The organism is Kribbella sp. NPDC056951 (assembly GCF_042674205.1).
Classification (GTDB): domain Bacteria; phylum Actinomycetota; class Actinomycetes; order Propionibacteriales; family Kribbellaceae; genus Kribbella; species Kribbella yunnanensis.
Genome location: NZ_JBHUQZ010000001.1, coordinates 1222621 through 1236844 on the forward strand (window position 1 = coordinate 1222621; position 14224 = coordinate 1236844).

At 66.4% G+C, this 14224-nt stretch carries 13 protein-coding genes; 6 read left to right on the top strand and 7 right to left on the bottom strand.

The genetic code is table 11. The features are described from left to right. The first annotated feature begins 37 nt into the window (after positions 1–37). Genes ACFTSF_RS05785 through ACFTSF_RS05795 form a run of 3 tightly spaced genes read left to right on the top strand, consistent with a single transcriptional unit; the run spans position 38 to position 3237 of the window. Positions 38–820, top strand: a complete 783-nt coding sequence (locus ACFTSF_RS05785; protein WP_380152686.1) for a carbohydrate ABC transporter permease — start codon at positions 38–40, stop codon at positions 818–820. Beyond that, a complete protein-coding gene (locus ACFTSF_RS05790) occupies positions 817–1686 on the top strand; it encodes a carbohydrate ABC transporter permease (RefSeq protein ID WP_344159738.1) in 870 nt (289 codons plus the stop codon). Before ACFTSF_RS05785 ends, ACFTSF_RS05790 begins: the two co-directional genes overlap by 4 nt. Before the next feature lie 9 nt (positions 1687–1695). After that, on the top strand, positions 1696–3237 hold the full coding sequence (locus ACFTSF_RS05795) for a glycoside hydrolase family 13 protein (RefSeq protein WP_380152688.1): 1542 nt from the start codon (positions 1696–1698) through the stop codon (positions 3235–3237). Between the two features lie 19 nt (positions 3238–3256). Here ACFTSF_RS05795 and ACFTSF_RS05800 read toward each other — a convergent pair whose 3' ends face one another. The 5 genes from ACFTSF_RS05800 to ACFTSF_RS05820 all read right to left on the bottom strand — a co-directional run bounded on the left by ACFTSF_RS05800 (position 3257) and on the right by ACFTSF_RS05820 (position 7579). After that, on the bottom strand, positions 3257–5467 hold the full coding sequence (locus ACFTSF_RS05800; RefSeq protein ID WP_380152689.1) for a heavy metal translocating P-type ATPase: 2211 nt from the start codon (positions 5465–5467) through the stop codon (positions 3257–3259). A 16-nt stretch (positions 5468–5483) separates the two neighbouring features. Beyond that, complete coding sequence (locus tag ACFTSF_RS05805; RefSeq protein ID WP_380152691.1) at positions 5484–6449, bottom strand: hypothetical protein; 966 nt, start codon at positions 6447–6449, stop codon at positions 5484–5486. Continuing rightward, positions 6446–6679, bottom strand: coding sequence for a heavy-metal-associated domain-containing protein (locus ACFTSF_RS05810; RefSeq protein ID WP_380152692.1), 234 nt, complete (start codon positions 6677–6679; stop codon positions 6446–6448). Before ACFTSF_RS05810 ends, ACFTSF_RS05805 begins: the two co-directional genes overlap by 4 nt. 17 nt (positions 6680–6696) lie before the next feature. Beyond that, a complete protein-coding gene (locus tag ACFTSF_RS05815) occupies positions 6697–6993 on the bottom strand; it encodes a metal-sensitive transcriptional regulator (protein WP_376028048.1) in 297 nt (98 codons plus the stop codon). A gap of 115 nt (positions 6994–7108) precedes the next feature. Beyond that, positions 7109–7579 carry a DUF1348 family protein gene (locus ACFTSF_RS05820; RefSeq protein ID WP_380152693.1) on the bottom strand — a complete coding sequence of 157 codons (471 nt, stop codon included), beginning with the start codon at positions 7577–7579 and terminating at the stop codon, positions 7109–7111. A gap of 149 nt (positions 7580–7728) precedes the next feature. On the opposite strand from ACFTSF_RS05820, the gene ACFTSF_RS05825 reads away from it, so the two are divergent. Beyond that, on the top strand, positions 7729–8652 hold the full coding sequence (locus ACFTSF_RS05825; protein ID WP_344159761.1) for an ATP-binding cassette domain-containing protein: 924 nt from the start codon (positions 7729–7731) through the stop codon (positions 8650–8652). Beyond that, positions 8649–9629, top strand: coding sequence for an ABC transporter permease subunit (locus ACFTSF_RS05830; RefSeq protein WP_344159765.1), 981 nt, complete (start codon positions 8649–8651; stop codon positions 9627–9629). Before ACFTSF_RS05825 ends, ACFTSF_RS05830 begins: the two co-directional genes overlap by 4 nt. 434 nt (positions 9630–10063) lie before the next feature. Here ACFTSF_RS05830 and ACFTSF_RS05835 read toward each other — a convergent pair whose 3' ends face one another. Beyond that, positions 10064–11143 (bottom strand): sn-glycerol-3-phosphate ABC transporter ATP-binding protein UgpC, encoded by a 1080-nt coding sequence (locus ACFTSF_RS05835; protein WP_344159768.1) that lies wholly within the window; start codon positions 11141–11143, stop codon positions 10064–10066. A gap of 223 nt (positions 11144–11366) precedes the next feature. On the opposite strand from ACFTSF_RS05835, the gene ACFTSF_RS05840 reads away from it, so the two are divergent. Then, positions 11367–12386, top strand: a complete 1020-nt coding sequence (locus tag ACFTSF_RS05840; protein ID WP_344159772.1) for a LacI family DNA-binding transcriptional regulator — start codon at positions 11367–11369, stop codon at positions 12384–12386. Here the strand turns inward: ACFTSF_RS05840 and ACFTSF_RS05845 are convergent. After that, complete coding sequence (locus tag ACFTSF_RS05845) at positions 12383–14164, bottom strand: exo-alpha-sialidase (protein WP_380152694.1); 1782 nt, start codon at positions 14162–14164, stop codon at positions 12383–12385. The two genes, ACFTSF_RS05840 and ACFTSF_RS05845, sit on opposite strands and share 4 nt — an antisense overlap. Between the last annotated feature and the right edge of the window lie 60 nt (positions 14165–14224).

Here is a 14224-nt window from a genome sequence, read left to right on the forward strand (position 1 = left end):
TGCACTGATCTGTTTCGCCTTGTTCTCCTGGTATCCGATGATCCGGGAAGTGATTCTCAGCTTCCAGGAGAACAACTTCGTGGACCCGGGGAAGTGGGTCGGGTTCGACAACTTCCGCAACGTCATCGAGGATCCGGCGTTCCGGCAGGCCTGGCTGAACACCGCGGTCTTCAGCGGGCTCGCGCTGGTCGTCGGGTACGCCGTACCGTTCGTGCTCGCGGTCGTGCTCAACGAACTCAAGCACGCGAAGGCGTATCTGCGCTTCGTCGTCTACCTGCCGGTGATGCTGCCCCCGGCTGTCGCCGTACTGCTGTTCAAGTGGTTCTACGACCCGGGAGCCGGCCTGTTCAACCAGGTGCTGGGGGCAGTCGGCCTGCCGGCACTGAGCTGGCTGGACTCGACCAGTACGGCGCTCATCAGCCTCGTGCTCGTGTCGACCTGGATGAACCTCGGTACCGGCACTCTCATCTACCTGGCCGCGTTGCAGAGCATCCCCGGTGATCTCTACGAGTCCGCCGAACTCGACGGAGCCGGGCTATTCCGGCGGGTTTGGCACGTGACGATCCCGCAGACCAAGCTGATTCTCTTGGTGATGCTGCTCCTGCAGGTCGTCGCCACCATGCAGGTCTTCATCGAGCCGTACCTGCTCACCGGCGGCGGTCCGGAGAACGCGACCGTCACGGTCGCCTACCTGATGTACCAGTACGCCTTCAACTTCGGTGACTTCGGCGGCGGTAGCGCACTCGGCCTGATGCTGATGATCGTGCTGATGGTGTTCTCCGCGATCTACCTGCGCATCTCCCGGGAGGCGGAGCGATGAGAACTTTGGTATCCCCGCTGGCCTTGCAGACCTCACGTGGACGCGTGCTCTATTGGTCCGTGTTGACGATCACCGTGGTCGGTTTCACCGGCGCGTTCGTGTTCCCGCTGTACTGGATGATCACCGGCGCGCTGAAGTCACCCGACGAGCTGGCGCAGATCCCACCGAGTTTCTTCCCTTCGAATTTCGATTTCGGCGTGTACGTCGAGGCCTGGAACCAGCTGCAGCTCGGTGTCTTCCTGAAGAACACCGCCCTGTACGCCGGCGGCGCGTGGCTGTTCACGCTGGCAGTCGACGTGACGGCGGCGTACGCGTTGTCGAAACTCCGGCCGATGTTCGGCAAGGTGGTTCTCGCGCTGATGCTGGCCACGTTGATGATCCCGCCGATGGTGCTCTTGCTGCCGACGTACCTGGTGGCCAAGGATCTGCCGATCCTGCACCTCGATCTGCTCAACACCCCCTGGGCGATTTGGTTGCCGGCGGCAGCGAACGGATTCTTCGTGTTCCTGCTCAAGCGGTTCTTCGACTCGATCCCGAAGGAACTGCTGGAGGCGGCCGAGATCGACGGCGCGTCGCCGATGCGGATCCTCTGGTCGATCGTGCTGCCGGTGTCGCGGCCGATCCTCGGCGTGGTCTCGATCCTGTCCGTGGTGACGGTCTGGAAGGACTTCGTCTGGCCGCTGCTGGTGCTGCCGGAGACCGACAAGATGTCGATCAGCGTCGGTATCGCGTCGCTGTCCGCGCAGATGCCGCAGAACGTCCTGATCGCGTCGCTGGTGATCGCCAGCCTGCCGACCATCCTGGTTTTCTTCGTGTTCCAGCGCAGCATCATGGCCGGCCTCACGGCCGGTTCCCTCAAAGGATAAGGAGCTTCGATGGCCGACGAATGGTGGCGTGGCGCAGCGATCTACCAGGTCTACCTGCGCAGCTTTGCCGACGGCAACGGTGACGGGATCGGCGACCTCGCCGGCCTGCGCGCGCGGCTGCCGTACCTGGCCGAGCTCGGCGTCGACGCGATCTGGCTCAACCCCTGGTACCCGTCCCCGATGGCCGACGGCGGGTACGACGTCGCCGACTACCGCGCGATCGATCCCGCCTTCGGCACGCTGGCCGAGGCCGAGGCCTACATCGCCGAGGCCCACGCACTGAACATCCGCACCATCATCGACATCGTCCCGAACCACGGCTCCGACCAGCAGGACTGGTTCGTCCAAGCCCTGCAGGCCGGCCCGGGATCACCCGAGCGCGAGCGCTTCATCTTTCGGGAAGGCCGCGGCGATCAGCCACCCAACGACTGGCAGTCGATCTTCGCCGGCCCGGCGTGGACGCAGGTCCCGGACGGGGAGTGGTACCTGCACCTGTTCGCCCCCGAGCAACCAGACTTCAACTGGCGCAACCCCGAGGTGGTCGAGGAGTTCCACGACATCCTCCGGTTCTGGCTGGACCGCGGCGTCGACGGCATCCGGATCGACAGCGCCGCCGTACTGTTCAAGGACCTGGACAGTGTCGAGGAGTCCTACACCGACCACGACGAGGTCCACGACGTGTACCGCGAATGGCGCCGCATCACCGACTCGTACGACGGCCGCTTCCTCGTCGGCGAAATGTGGATGCCCGACCAGGAACGCTTCGCCCTCTACCTCCGCCCCGACGAGATGCACACCGCGTTCAACTTCGACTTCCTCTCCCGCCCCTGGGAAGCCGCCGAACTCCGAGCCTCGGTCGACCTCACCCTCGCCACCCACATCCCCATCGGCGCCCCACCCACCTGGGTCCTCTCGAACCACGACGTAACCCGCCCCGTCACCAAGTACGGCCGCCCCGACACATCGTTCTCCCACCAGGACCGCAAACACGGCATGCACACCGACCTAGCCCTAGGCGAACGCCGAGCCCGAGCAGCCGCCCTCCTGGCCATGGCCCTCCCCGGCGCCGTCTACGTCTACCAAGGCGAAGAACTAGGCCTCCCCGAGGTCGAGGACCTGCCCGACGAGTTGTTGCAGGACCCCATCTTCGCCCGCTCCAACGGCACCGACCGAGGCCGCGACGGCTGCCGAGTCCCCCTCCCCTGGTCCGCCAAAGAACCCCCCTTCGGCTTCGGCACCGGCACCCCCTGGCTCCCCCAACCCGCCGACTGGAAAAACCTCACAGTCGAGTCCCAGCAAGCCGACCAGAACTCCATGCTCGCCCTCTACCGCAACGCCCTAACCCTCCGCCGCCACCACCTGGGCGACGGATCCCTCACCTGGCTGGAGTCTCGGCCCGGCGTCCTGTCCTTCCACCGCGAGTCCCTCACCAGCATCACCAACCTCACCCCCGACCCGATCGACCTCCCGCCGTACCAGGACCTCCTCCTCACCAGCACCCCCCTCGACAACGGCCAACTCCCACCCGACACCACCGCCTGGATCCGCTGACCCAGACCGCCAAACGCCGTCAGGTGAGGGGTCGGAAGCGGCGGAGACGGAGGCTGTTGGAGACTACGAAGACGGAGCTGAGGGCCATGGCGGCGCCGGCGAGCATGGGGTTGAGGAGACCGGCGGCGGCTAGCGGGATGGCGGCTACGTTGTAGGCGAAGGCCCAGAAGAGGTTGCCTCGGATGGTGCGGAGGGTGCTTCGGGCCAGGCGGATGGCGTCGGCGGCCGCCCGCAGGTCACCGCGGACCAACGTTAGGTCGCTGGCTTCGATGGCTACGTCGGTGCCGGTGCCCATGCTGAGGCCTAGGTCGGCTTGGGCCAGGGCGGCAGCGTCGTTCACGCCGTCGCCGACCATGGCGACTACGCGGCCTTCGCCTTGGAGCTTCTTTACTGCGTCGACCTTGCCGGCGGGGAGGACCTCGGCAATGACCTCGTCGATGCCGACCTCGGCTGCGACCTTCTGGGCGACGGCTTCGTTGTCGCCGGTGAGCAGGACCGGGCGGAGGCCTAGGGCCTTCAGGTCCTTGATGGCTTGGGTCGACGTTGGCTTCACCGTGTCGGCGACTACCAAGACGGCTCTCGCTTGGCCGTCCCAGCCGACGGCTACTGCGGTGCTGCCTTCGGCCTCGGCGTGTTCCTTGGCGTGGGCGAGCTCGGCGGGGAGGTGTTGGCTCCACTCCTCCAGAAGTTGGGTGCGGCCGACCAGGACCGCGTGGCCGTCGACGATGCCTTGGACTCCGAGGCCTTCGACGTTGCCGAAGTCCTCGACCTCGGGGAGCTTGCCGGCAGCCAGTGCGGCTCGGGCGACGGCCTGTGCGATCGGGTGTTCGCTGGAATGCTCCAGCGCTCCGGCCAAGCGCAGTACCTCACTGCGGTCCTGATCAGGAGCCAGCAGTACGTCGACCAGCTCCATCCGGCCCGTGGTCACAGTCCCAGTCTTGTCCAGTACGACGGTGTCCACGCGACGCGTGGATTCGAGCACCTCGGGACCCTTGATCAGGATGCCGAGTTGCGCGCCCCGCCCAGTTCCGACCAGAAGCGCGGTCGGCGTGGCCAACCCAAGGGCACAAGGGCAGGCAATGATCAGTACGGCGACCGCCGCGGTGAACGCGACCTCGACCGGCGAACCGTTGCCCAGCCAGAAGCCGAGCGTGGCCAGCGCCAGCCCGATCACGACCGGTACGAACACCCCGGACACCTGATCCGCAAGCCGTTGTACGGCGGCCTTCCCGTTCTGAGCGTCCTCGACGAGCCGCGCCATCTGCGCCAGCTGAGTGTCCCCACCGACCCTGGTCGCGCGGACCACGAGCCGGCCGCCCGCGTTCACGGTCGCACCGACGACGGCATCGCCCGCACCGACCTCGACCGGTACCGACTCGCCGGTCAGCATCGACGCGTCGACCGCACTGCTGCCAGTGACGACAATCCCGTCGGTCGCGATCTTCTCGCCCGGCCGGACGACGAACTCGTCGCCGACCGTCAGCTGCTCGGCCGGAATCCGCGTCTCGACGCCATCTCGCAGTACGGCAACGTCCTTCGCGCCGAGCTCCAGCAGCGCGCGCAGAGCAGCGCCGGAACGCCGCTTGGCCCGAGCCTCGAAGTACCGACCAGCAAGGATGAAGGTCGTCACGCCGGCGGCGACCTCGAGGTAGATCTCCTCGGCGCCGCCACCGCGCGACGGGATGAGCGTGAACGGCATCGTCATCCCAGGCTCACCGGCCGAGCCGAGGAACAGCGCATACAGCGACCAGCCGAAGGCGGCCAGCACGCCGACCGAGATCAACGTGTCCATCGTGGCCGCGCCGTGCCGCAGGTTCGTCCAGGCGGCCTTGTGGAACGGCCAGGCCGCCCACGTCACGACCGGGAAGGCCAGCGTCAGCGAGGCCCACTGCCAGAAGTTGAACTGCAGCGCCGGAATCATGCCGAAGGCAATCACCGGTACGGCGAGCACGGCGCTCGCGATCAGTCGTTCGCGCAACGGCCGGAGCTCGTCGTTTTCATTGCTCTCGGCAACTTCGGCAGCCGGAAGCGCGGCGGTGTAGCCGGTCTTCTCCACGGTCGCGACCAGATCGTCGGTGGTGACACCCTCGTCGTACGTCACCTTGGCCTTCTCGGTGGCGTAGTTGACGGTCGCGGTGACACCGTCCATCCGGTTCAACTTCTTCTCGACCCGCATCGCACAGGAGGCGCAGGTCATGCCACCGATGACGAGTTCAACGGATTGACTCATGGTTACTGCTCTCCTCTCAGTGACCGTGCGGGGTTTCTTCATGCGACGGGTCCGACGGCACCACGGTGGGCGGCACGATCGGCTTGCCGTCGCCGCCAACCTGCACCGTGAACTCGGCCGTGTGGACCGCGCCCGCGTGCTGGAAGTCCAGGAACAACCGGTACGTCCCGGCGGTCGGGAAGGTGGTGCCGAACTTGATCTCCGGCCCGCCCTTCATCCCCGCCTCGGCATGTTGCGCCGGATGGTTGTGCAGGTAGGCGAGGTCGCCGCTGCGCAGCGAGACCAGGTGCCCGAACGCCCCGAGATAAGGCTGCAGGTCGGTGACCGGCTTGCCACCGCTGCTGACCCGGAACGTCAGCTCGGACTCCTTCCCCGCAACCGGGGTCCCGGCCAGCGTCACGTCGTACTCGTGCACGCTGTAGCTACTGGCCGGCTCGTTCAGCGGGACTGAGATGTACAGCCCGGACACGTTCACATCGGTCCCGAGCGTCAGGGTGCGATCGAACCCGGCCGGCTGGAAGTCGGCGTACAAACGCCAGGTGCCACCGGCGGTGAAGGTGAACGGAATCGACCACGTGCCGCCCGCATCGCGCGTCGGGTGAATGTGATGGAACCCGGACAGATCCCGTCGTACGACGATCAGGTGCAGATCCTTCTCGTGGGTCGGGGTGTAACTGGTGACCGGCTTCCCGTCCGGACCCTTGATCGTGAATCGCAGTACTGTCTTGCTGTTCGCGGTGAAGAACGTCGACTCCGGTGCGAACGTGTAGCCGGCATCGGACACCGCGAGCCCGGGCAGCTGCCCACTCGACTCGCTGTGTCCGCCACCGTGCGCTCCGCCCATGTCCGCCATACCGGCGGGTGGGGCGGGGTCGGCCGCCGCGATCGGGTCGACGGCCGAGCCGATCGCGAACGCCGCCGCGAAGGCGAGCGCGAGCGCACCGGCGAACACGCCGAGCCGGAGCGCGACGGCCCGGGTCATGCTGTGGCGCCAGGTGCTGGGGCCAGTTCGTAGCCCGCCTCGTCGACGGCCTCGCGTACGGCGGTCTCATCGAGCGCTGCGGCGCTGGTCACGTGGACGGCGGAGGTGCCGCCGGCGTTCAGGTCGATCTTCACCTCGGTGACACCGTCCAGCTTGGTGAGCTCCTCGGTGACGGCGGACGTGCAGTGCCCGCAGGTCATCCCGGTGACGGAGTAGGTCGTGGTGGTCATATCGGTCTCCTTCGAAGTTAGCTACGAACCAGGCGGGCGATCGCGTCGGAGGCTTCGCGAACCTTCTCCTCGGCCTCCGCGCCGCCCTTCTGCGCGGCCTCGACCACGCAGTGCGACAGGTGCTCGTCGAGCAGCTCGAGCGAGAACGACTGCAGCGCCTTGGTGGCCGCCGACACCTGGGTCAGGATGTCGATGCAGTACTTGTCCTCCTCGACCATCCGCTGCAGACCGCGAATCTGGCCCTCGATCCGCCGCAGCCGCTTCAGGTGGCTGGACTTCTCGGACGTGTATCCGTGAACGTGCTCTTCGGTCATCGGCGGATCCTTTGCTCGCACTTGCTACCCCTATGGGGTATGTCGACAGGCAAAAAAGTACCCCCTAGAGGTATCCGACGCAAGTCCTTGAGGGATACCGGTAGGGGGTATTGGGTCACAGTCCCAGTTCGATGAGCCCTGGGTGATCGTCCGGACGCGGACCGGGAGCGTCCCAGTGGAACAGCCGCTCGGACTCGGAGATCAGCTGGTCGTTGATACTCGCCCGCCGTACCCGCATCAGCCCGTTCTCGTCGAACTCCCAGTTCTCGTTGCCGTGCGAGCGGTACCACTGTCCGTCGGCGTTCCGGGACTCATAGACGAACCGTACGGCGATCCGGTCGTCGGTGAACGCCCACAGCTCCTTGATCAGCCGGTAGTCCAGTTCGCGTGCCCACTTCTGGGTGAGGAAGGCAACCACCTCGGCCCGGCCGGCGACGAAGGTGTCCCGGTTCCGCCAGTACGTGTCTGGCGTGTAGGCGAGCGAGACGGCCTCCGGATCCTGGTTGTTCCAGGCGTTCTCCGCGGCGCGCACCTTCTGTACGGCGGTCTCCCGGGTGAAGGGCGGTAGCGGGGGTCGGGTGGTCACGACGAGCTCCTTCGATGGTCGACAGTATCCATTCAATATTGGACCACACGACTCAATCGGGCGAGAGATCAACCAAACGCCCGCCGGTGGAGTCTTCCTCTGCAAAGATGTTCGTCCCCTCATCGGGGGAACGACGTGAGAGGGGTGGCATGCCTGACCTGGCGATCAGTACGCGCGGTCTGCGCAAGACGTACCGGACGCGGCGCGGCCGCAAGGTAGTGGCGGTGCAGGGGCTCGACCTGGATGTGCCGGTCGGGGGTGTGCACGGCTTCCTGGGCCCCAATGGTTCCGGGAAGACCACCTCGATCCGGATGCTGCTCGGGCTGATCCGGGCCGACGCCGGCACCATGACAGTCTTCGACCGGCCGGTACCGGCTCGGCTTCCGGAGGTGGTCGGGCGGGTCGGGGCGATCGTCGAGTCGCCGAAGTTCTTCCCGGCGTTCAGTGGCCGCAAGAACCTGGAGTTGCTCGCCGCAGCCATCGGGGCGCCGAAGCAGCGCGTCGCCGAGGTGCTCGAGCAGACGTCACTGGCCGAGCGCGGCAAGGACCGCTTCAAGGGCTACTCGCTCGGTATGAAGCAGCGACTCGCGATCGCGGCCACCCTGCTCAAGGACCCCGACCTGCTGATCTTCGACGAGCCGACCAACGGCCTCGACCCGGCCGGCATCCGCGAGATCCGCGAAACCATGCGCGGTCTCGGCGACCAGGGCAAGACCGTCCTGGTCAGCAGCCACATCCTGGCCGAGGTCGAGCAGGTCGCCGACACCGTCTCGATCATCGGCCACGGCCGCTTGCTCGCCTCCGGCACGGTCGCCGAAGTGATCGGTGGCGGTACGACGACCACCGTCAAGGTCGGTGTCGCCGACCGCGAGGCGGCAACCCGGGTACTGACCGCCGCCGGGCTCGTGGTCCGGGCCGATGGCAACTACCTGTTGGTGGACGGGGTCGAACACCCCGCAGAGCTGACCAAACGCCTGGCCGACCAGCAGTTGTACGTGAACGAACTGGTCCCGATCCGGGCCGACCTCGAGTCGGTGTTCCTGGAGCTGACCGCAGGGGAGGGGCTGGCGTGATCCGCCTGACCGCAGTAGAACTACGCCGGCTGACCGCGCGCCGAATCACCATGATTGGTGTGGCAGGCGTCGTACTGATCACGGCGTTCCTGCTGTTCGTGACCTGGCGCGAGGCCCGGCCGCTGTCCGAGGGTGAGCAGCGGGCGGCCCAGACGCAGTTCGAGATGGCCCACAAGGACTGGGTCGAGCATCATGTCGAGAACGAGGCCGAGTGCCGCAAGAGCTACGACCAGATCCAGGGCTCGAAGCCGCCCATCGACGAGATGTGTGCGTACCCAGAGCCGAAGATCACCGAGTGGGGCAAACCGCAGGCAGTCTTCGCGGAACTGATCCCGAACCTGCTGCAAGGAGCGTCGTACTTCCTCCTCTTCGCCGCCTTCCTGATCGGCGCGAGCTTCGTCGCGGCCGAGTTCAGTTCCGGCGCGATCGGCAACTGGCTCACCTTCGAACCACGTCGGCTACGGGTCTACGGCAGCAAGATCGTCGCGGCCGGCCTGTGGTTCGTCCCGCTCGGAGTGCTGATCACCGGCGTCGTGACACTGGGCGCGTACTTCATCACCGCGGGGCTCGGCTCAACCGCCGGTACTGACTGGGGCAACGTCACCGGCTCAGTCTCCAGAGTCGTGACCACGACGGCAATGGGCGCAGTCCTCGGTGCGGTAGTAGGCCTAGTACTGCGGCACACGGCGGCCGCGATCGGCCTCGTGATGGGCTACATCGTCCTGGTAGAAGGTGTCTTCGGCTCCTTCCTCCAGAAGGCGCAACCCTGGCTCCTAGGCCGCAACTTCGACGCCTTCGTCCTCCACGACACCAAGTACTACCTCAACAAATGCGCAACCGATGCCAACGGCAACTACAACTGCGAGTCGATCGAGAAGACCCTCACCTTCGAACACGGAGCCTGGTACCTCGGCATCCTGACCCTGGTAGCAGTCGTAGTAGCCGGCGCCATCTTCCAACGCCGAGACGTCAACTGACGCGCGATGCACGGGTGGTCACCCCACCCGTGCACGCAGTTCGTGTCGAGGTGATTAGCCCACCCCTGCACCAACAGGTCGGCCGCGATCGTTCTCCGGCCGACAACCCGCCCGCACCGAATCGCAGGCGGCCGGTGGATCCAGCCGCTGGTACTGGTCGGAGGGTGGGTGTGGGGTGAGTATCCGGCCGCTGGGGCGGACCTGTGCCACTGTCCAACCCGCTTTTGAGCCACCCGCGCACCCCGTGCTGAGCGTGAACCAGGTAGGCCGCGCGGAGTTAGTGAGTGTGGGCGGTCCGCCACGCCACACCGGATCACCCATCGCACGGTGGTCACACTCGCGGGCCACACCGCGTCTGGGCGAAGGTGGTTCAGGGGTGGGGATATGCGAAGGCCCCGGAGACGACAGCTCCGGGGCCTTGCGAATAACACAGATCAGGCGGTGAGGCGCTCTTCGGTGGAGGTGCTGAAGAGGTGGAGCTTGTCGGGCTGGGCTTCGAGGTGGATCAGGGAACCCTTCTCGACGTTCATGCGGGCGCCGATCTTGGCGACGATCTGCTGGTGGTTGCCGTCGTGCTCGGCGGTGCCGTAGAGGAAGGCGTCGGCGCCCAGCTCTTCGATGACGGCGACGTGGACCGGGAGGCCGTTGTCGGAGACCTTGAAGGCCTCCGGGCGGACGCCGATGGTGACGGTCTTGTCGGAGCCGGCCTTGGCGAGGATGTCGCGGGCGACCGGGATGGTGTAGTCGCCGAGCTTGGCGCCGCCGTCGACGAGTTCGGCGGTCAGCAGGTTCATGGCGGGGGAGCCGATGAAGCCGGCGACGAACTTGTTCTTCGGGTTGTCGTAGAGGTTCAGCGGGGTGTCGACCTGCTGGAGCAGGCCGTCCTTCAGTACGGCGACGCGGTCGCCCATCGTCATGGCCTCGACCTGGTCGTGGGTGACGTAGACCGTGGTGACGCCGAGGCGCTGCTGGAGTTCGGCGATCTGGGTGCGGGTCTGGACGCGGAGCTTGGCGTCGAGGTTCGACAGCGGCTCGTCCATCAGGAAGACCTGCGGGTTACGGACGATGGCGCGGCCCATGGCGACGCGCTGGCGCTGACCACCGGACAGGGCCTTCGGCTTGCGGTCCAGGTACTCCTCGAGGCCGAGCAGCTTGGCGGCCTCCTGGACGCGCTTGGCGCGGTCTTCCTTGGAGACGCCCTGCATCTTCAGCGCGAAGCCCATGTTGTCCGCGACCGACATGTGCGGGTAGAGGGCGTAGTTCTGGAACACCATCGCGATGTCGCGCTCTTTCGGCGGACGGTGCGTGACGTCGCGGTCGCCGATGTAGATCGAGCCCTCGTTGACCTCTTCGAGGCCGGCCAGCATCCGCAGGGAGGTGGACTTGCCACATCCGGACGGGCCGACGAGGACCATGAATTCGCCGTCCTCGATCTCGAGGTTGAGCTTGTCGACGGCGGGGGTGTCACCACCGGGGTAGATCCGGGTGGCGGCCTTGAAAGACACAGTAGCCATGACTGGGTACATCCCTTCACCGGCAGGAACGTGCCGGACGATCCGAGTAAAGGCCCCCGGGCGGGGGTGCGCTTATCCTCGCCTCCCGCGCTCCTCCTGACAAGGGATGCAGGGTGTGAGCTGTCCATTCTGTTCACCAAGTGGACACCTGTGAACAATCTCAGCCTGCAAGTTCTTGCAACTTCTTGCTGCAATGTCAAGGACAGGTGGGTAAGGTTCCGCCGTGAGCAATAGGGCGCGGCTGGCGGATATCGCGGCCAAGGCGGGGGTCAGTGAGGCGACGGTCTCTCGGGTACTGAACGGCAAGCCGGGGGTTGCGGAGGATACGAAACAGGCGGTACTGACGGCCCTCGACGTACTGGGGTTCGAGCGGCCGACGCGATTGCGGCGGCGATCGGCAGGGCTGATCGGCCTGGTGATGCCGGAGTTGATCAACCCGATCTTTCCGGCGTTCGCGCAGGTGATCGAGTCGGCGCTCTCGCAGCGCGGCTTCACGCCCGTCCTCTGCACGCAGTCTCCTTCCGGTGCGACAGAGGAGGAGTACGTCGAGATGCTGCTCGAGCGCGGGGTCTCGGGGATCATCTTCGTCTCGGGGTTGCACGCGGATACCGGCGCGGACCATGAGCGCTACCAGTCGCTGGTCGAGCGGCGACTGCCCGTGGTGTTCGTGAACGGCTGGTTGCCCGAGGTGCAAGCGCCCTTCGTCTCGTCGGACGACAACGCGGCGATGGAGCTCGCGGTCGCGCATTTGGTTGCCCTCGGCCACCGTCGGATCGGGTTCGCGTCCGGGCCGGAGCGGTTCATCGTCGTTCAGCGCAAACTGGCCGGCTACCGCACCTCGATGAAGGCCCAGCTCGGCGTCACTGACGAGGACCTGGACCCGTTCGTCTCACTGAGCATGTTCGGTGTCGAAGGTGGTCAGGCCGCCGCTCAGCCGCTCCTCGATGCGGGTGCCAGTGCCATCGTCTGCGGCTCCGACATGATGGCCCTCGGCGTCATCCGCGCCGCCCGCCAGCGCGGGCTCACCATCCCGACGGATCTGTCGGTCGTCGGGTACGACGATGCGCCGATGATGGAATTCACCGATCCGCCGATGACCACCATCCGCCAGCCCGTCCAGTCGATGGCGTTGGCCGCCGTACAGTCCCTGCTTGAAGAAGTGCGCGGGCATGCCACGCCGAAAACCGAGTTCCTGTTCCGTCCTGAGCTCGTCGTCCGCAACACCACGGGCCCGGCCCGCTAGAACGGGTAGCGGAGGCGGAGGTCGGGGATCGTCGTGGCGTTGCTGGAATACAGCGACGTGATCTCGGCAGCGGTGAGCGCGCGGCCGTAAAGGCGGACGTCGTCGAGGGAACCGCGGAGGTTCTGCGCGCCATCCAGCCGCTGGCCCAGATGGATCTGGAACGGCCGCTTCGGACTGATCGACCCCAGTACGGCGGTGCTGGTCGCAACCATGCCGCCGTCCACGGAGAGCGTGAACGTCGACCCCTGTCGTCGAAGCGCGAAGTGGTGCCAGGCACGGTCGTTGTAGGCCTTGGCGGTCGCCAGAGTGACAGCGGTTTCGCCGCTCTGCGCGAGCGCCCGCAGGCGGTTCTTCGACGGTTCGGCGCGCAACCAGAGCTGCGAATACACGTCGCCCTGGTTGTACGCCCACAGCAGCGGCTGATCCGCCGTACTGGCTCCGTAGTTGAACCACCCGGTCCACGTGAAGTCGCCGCTGCTAACTGCAAGCTTCTCGGCGAACGGAAGCTGGACGTAGTCGTCAGTCCCATCGAGGGCAAGCGCCGTACCGAACCGGCCCGCCGTCGACGAACCCCCGCGCAGGAAGCCGTGCAGATGGTTGCCTGAGGCATCGGGTGTGGTCGGTACGCCGGTTGTGTTGCCATCCGGAAGCCCGAGCGCGGACTCGGTGAACGTCGTGAACCAGATGTACCCATGCGACCAATTGGCCGCGCGCTCGTACGCGAGCCCGACGGTGTTGTCGTCCAGCAGCGTCATATCCGTGTACGCCGCCATGCCGCTGTAGATGACGACGCCGGCCCCCGGATCGACCCACTCGGTACCGCCCTTGTACGTCGAGCGGATCGTCAGGTTCTCGCGGGTTGTGCCCTGGCGCGTTTCCGTGGCCAGCAGCACGCGGTTATAGCGGTCGCCCTGATCGGTGGCGCGCAGTTCGAGCGTTGACGCCTGAACAGTCGGTACGGCGAGGCTCTGTTCGGCCGCGCCGGCGTGGAAGCCCTGCGAGAACGTCTCCCCGGAATCGCTCGAAACCGCCGAGGCCACGGTCGACGAAGTGTCGGTGCCGTTCTCGTCCCGAGCCATCGCGAACAGCGAACCGTCAGGCCGTTCGAAGACCGACAACTCCTGCACCCGCAGCGCCGGATCAGCAGACTCGTCATGAGCGCCGACCGCCCAGGTGAGCCCGCCGTCGTCGCTGTAGACCAGCGCGCCACCCTTCCGATCGCCGACCGTCGTTGTGTAGTGGGTCCCGACGACAAGCCGGCCGGCGTGGGCGCCGCGGCGGAGCTGGATCCCGTGCGAAGGTCCGGTCGCGTACCCCTTCCAGGTCGGCAACTTCACCTGCGCGGTGATCTCGCGAGGCGCAGTCCAGCTCACGCCGTTGTCCTCGCTGTACTGCGCCCAGACCGTGTCGTACTGCCGCGTCGTCAGCAACGAGATGCGCCCGGTCTGCGAGTCGACCACCGGCGCCGGGTTGTGCGCGGTCACGTCGACGCCCGCGTGCACGACCTTCGGCGTACTCCAGGTCTGCCCTCGATCGGTCGACCGAACCATCACCACATCGTGCGTCCCGGTATCACCGCAGGTCGGCTTCCGCGCCTCCGCGAACAACACCAGCGATCCGTCGGATGCCGTCACCAACGCCGGGATCCGGAAGCAGGAGTACCCCGCGGTCCCCGGCGACAGAATCGCCTTCCCTTCCAGACCCACGCCGTACGCCGGCACTGTCAGCCCGACCGTGATCATCAGCAGAACCGCGAGCAGCACCCCACGAAATCGCATGCGACCAGTCTTGGTCGTCGTACCGCCTGGAGGCTCCCGTCCACGGCGTGTCGTAGGACG

What these genes read in the sequence shown, in the direction of transcription:
- ACFTSF_RS05785 (WP_380152686.1), top strand. Translation starts at nt 38, where the DNA reads ATGATCCGGGAAGTGATTCTCAGCTTCCAGGAGAACAACTTCGTGGAC.
- ACFTSF_RS05790 (WP_344159738.1), top strand. Translation starts at nt 817, where the DNA reads ATGAGAACTTTGGTATCCCCGCTGGCCTTGCAGACCTCACGTGGACGC.
- ACFTSF_RS05795 (WP_380152688.1), top strand. Translation starts at nt 1,696, where the DNA reads ATGGCCGACGAATGGTGGCGTGGCGCAGCGATCTACCAGGTCTACCTG.
- ACFTSF_RS05800 (WP_380152689.1), bottom strand. Translation starts at nt 5,467, where the DNA reads ATGAGTCAATCCGTTGAACTCGTCATCGGTGGCATGACCTGCGCCTCC.
- ACFTSF_RS05805 (WP_380152691.1), bottom strand. Translation starts at nt 6,449, where the DNA reads ATGACCCGGGCCGTCGCGCTCCGGCTCGGCGTGTTCGCCGGTGCGCTC.
- ACFTSF_RS05810 (WP_380152692.1), bottom strand. Translation starts at nt 6,679, where the DNA reads ATGACCACCACGACCTACTCCGTCACCGGGATGACCTGCGGGCACTGC.
- ACFTSF_RS05815 (WP_376028048.1), bottom strand. Translation starts at nt 6,993, where the DNA reads ATGACCGAAGAGCACGTTCACGGATACACGTCCGAGAAGTCCAGCCAC.
- ACFTSF_RS05825 (WP_344159761.1), top strand. Translation starts at nt 7,729, where the DNA reads ATGCCTGACCTGGCGATCAGTACGCGCGGTCTGCGCAAGACGTACCGG.
- ACFTSF_RS05835 (WP_344159768.1), bottom strand. Translation starts at nt 11,143, where the DNA reads ATGGCTACTGTGTCTTTCAAGGCCGCCACCCGGATCTACCCCGGTGGT.
- ACFTSF_RS05845 (WP_380152694.1), bottom strand. Translation starts at nt 14,164, where the DNA reads ATGCGATTTCGTGGGGTGCTGCTCGCGGTTCTGCTGATGATCACGGTC.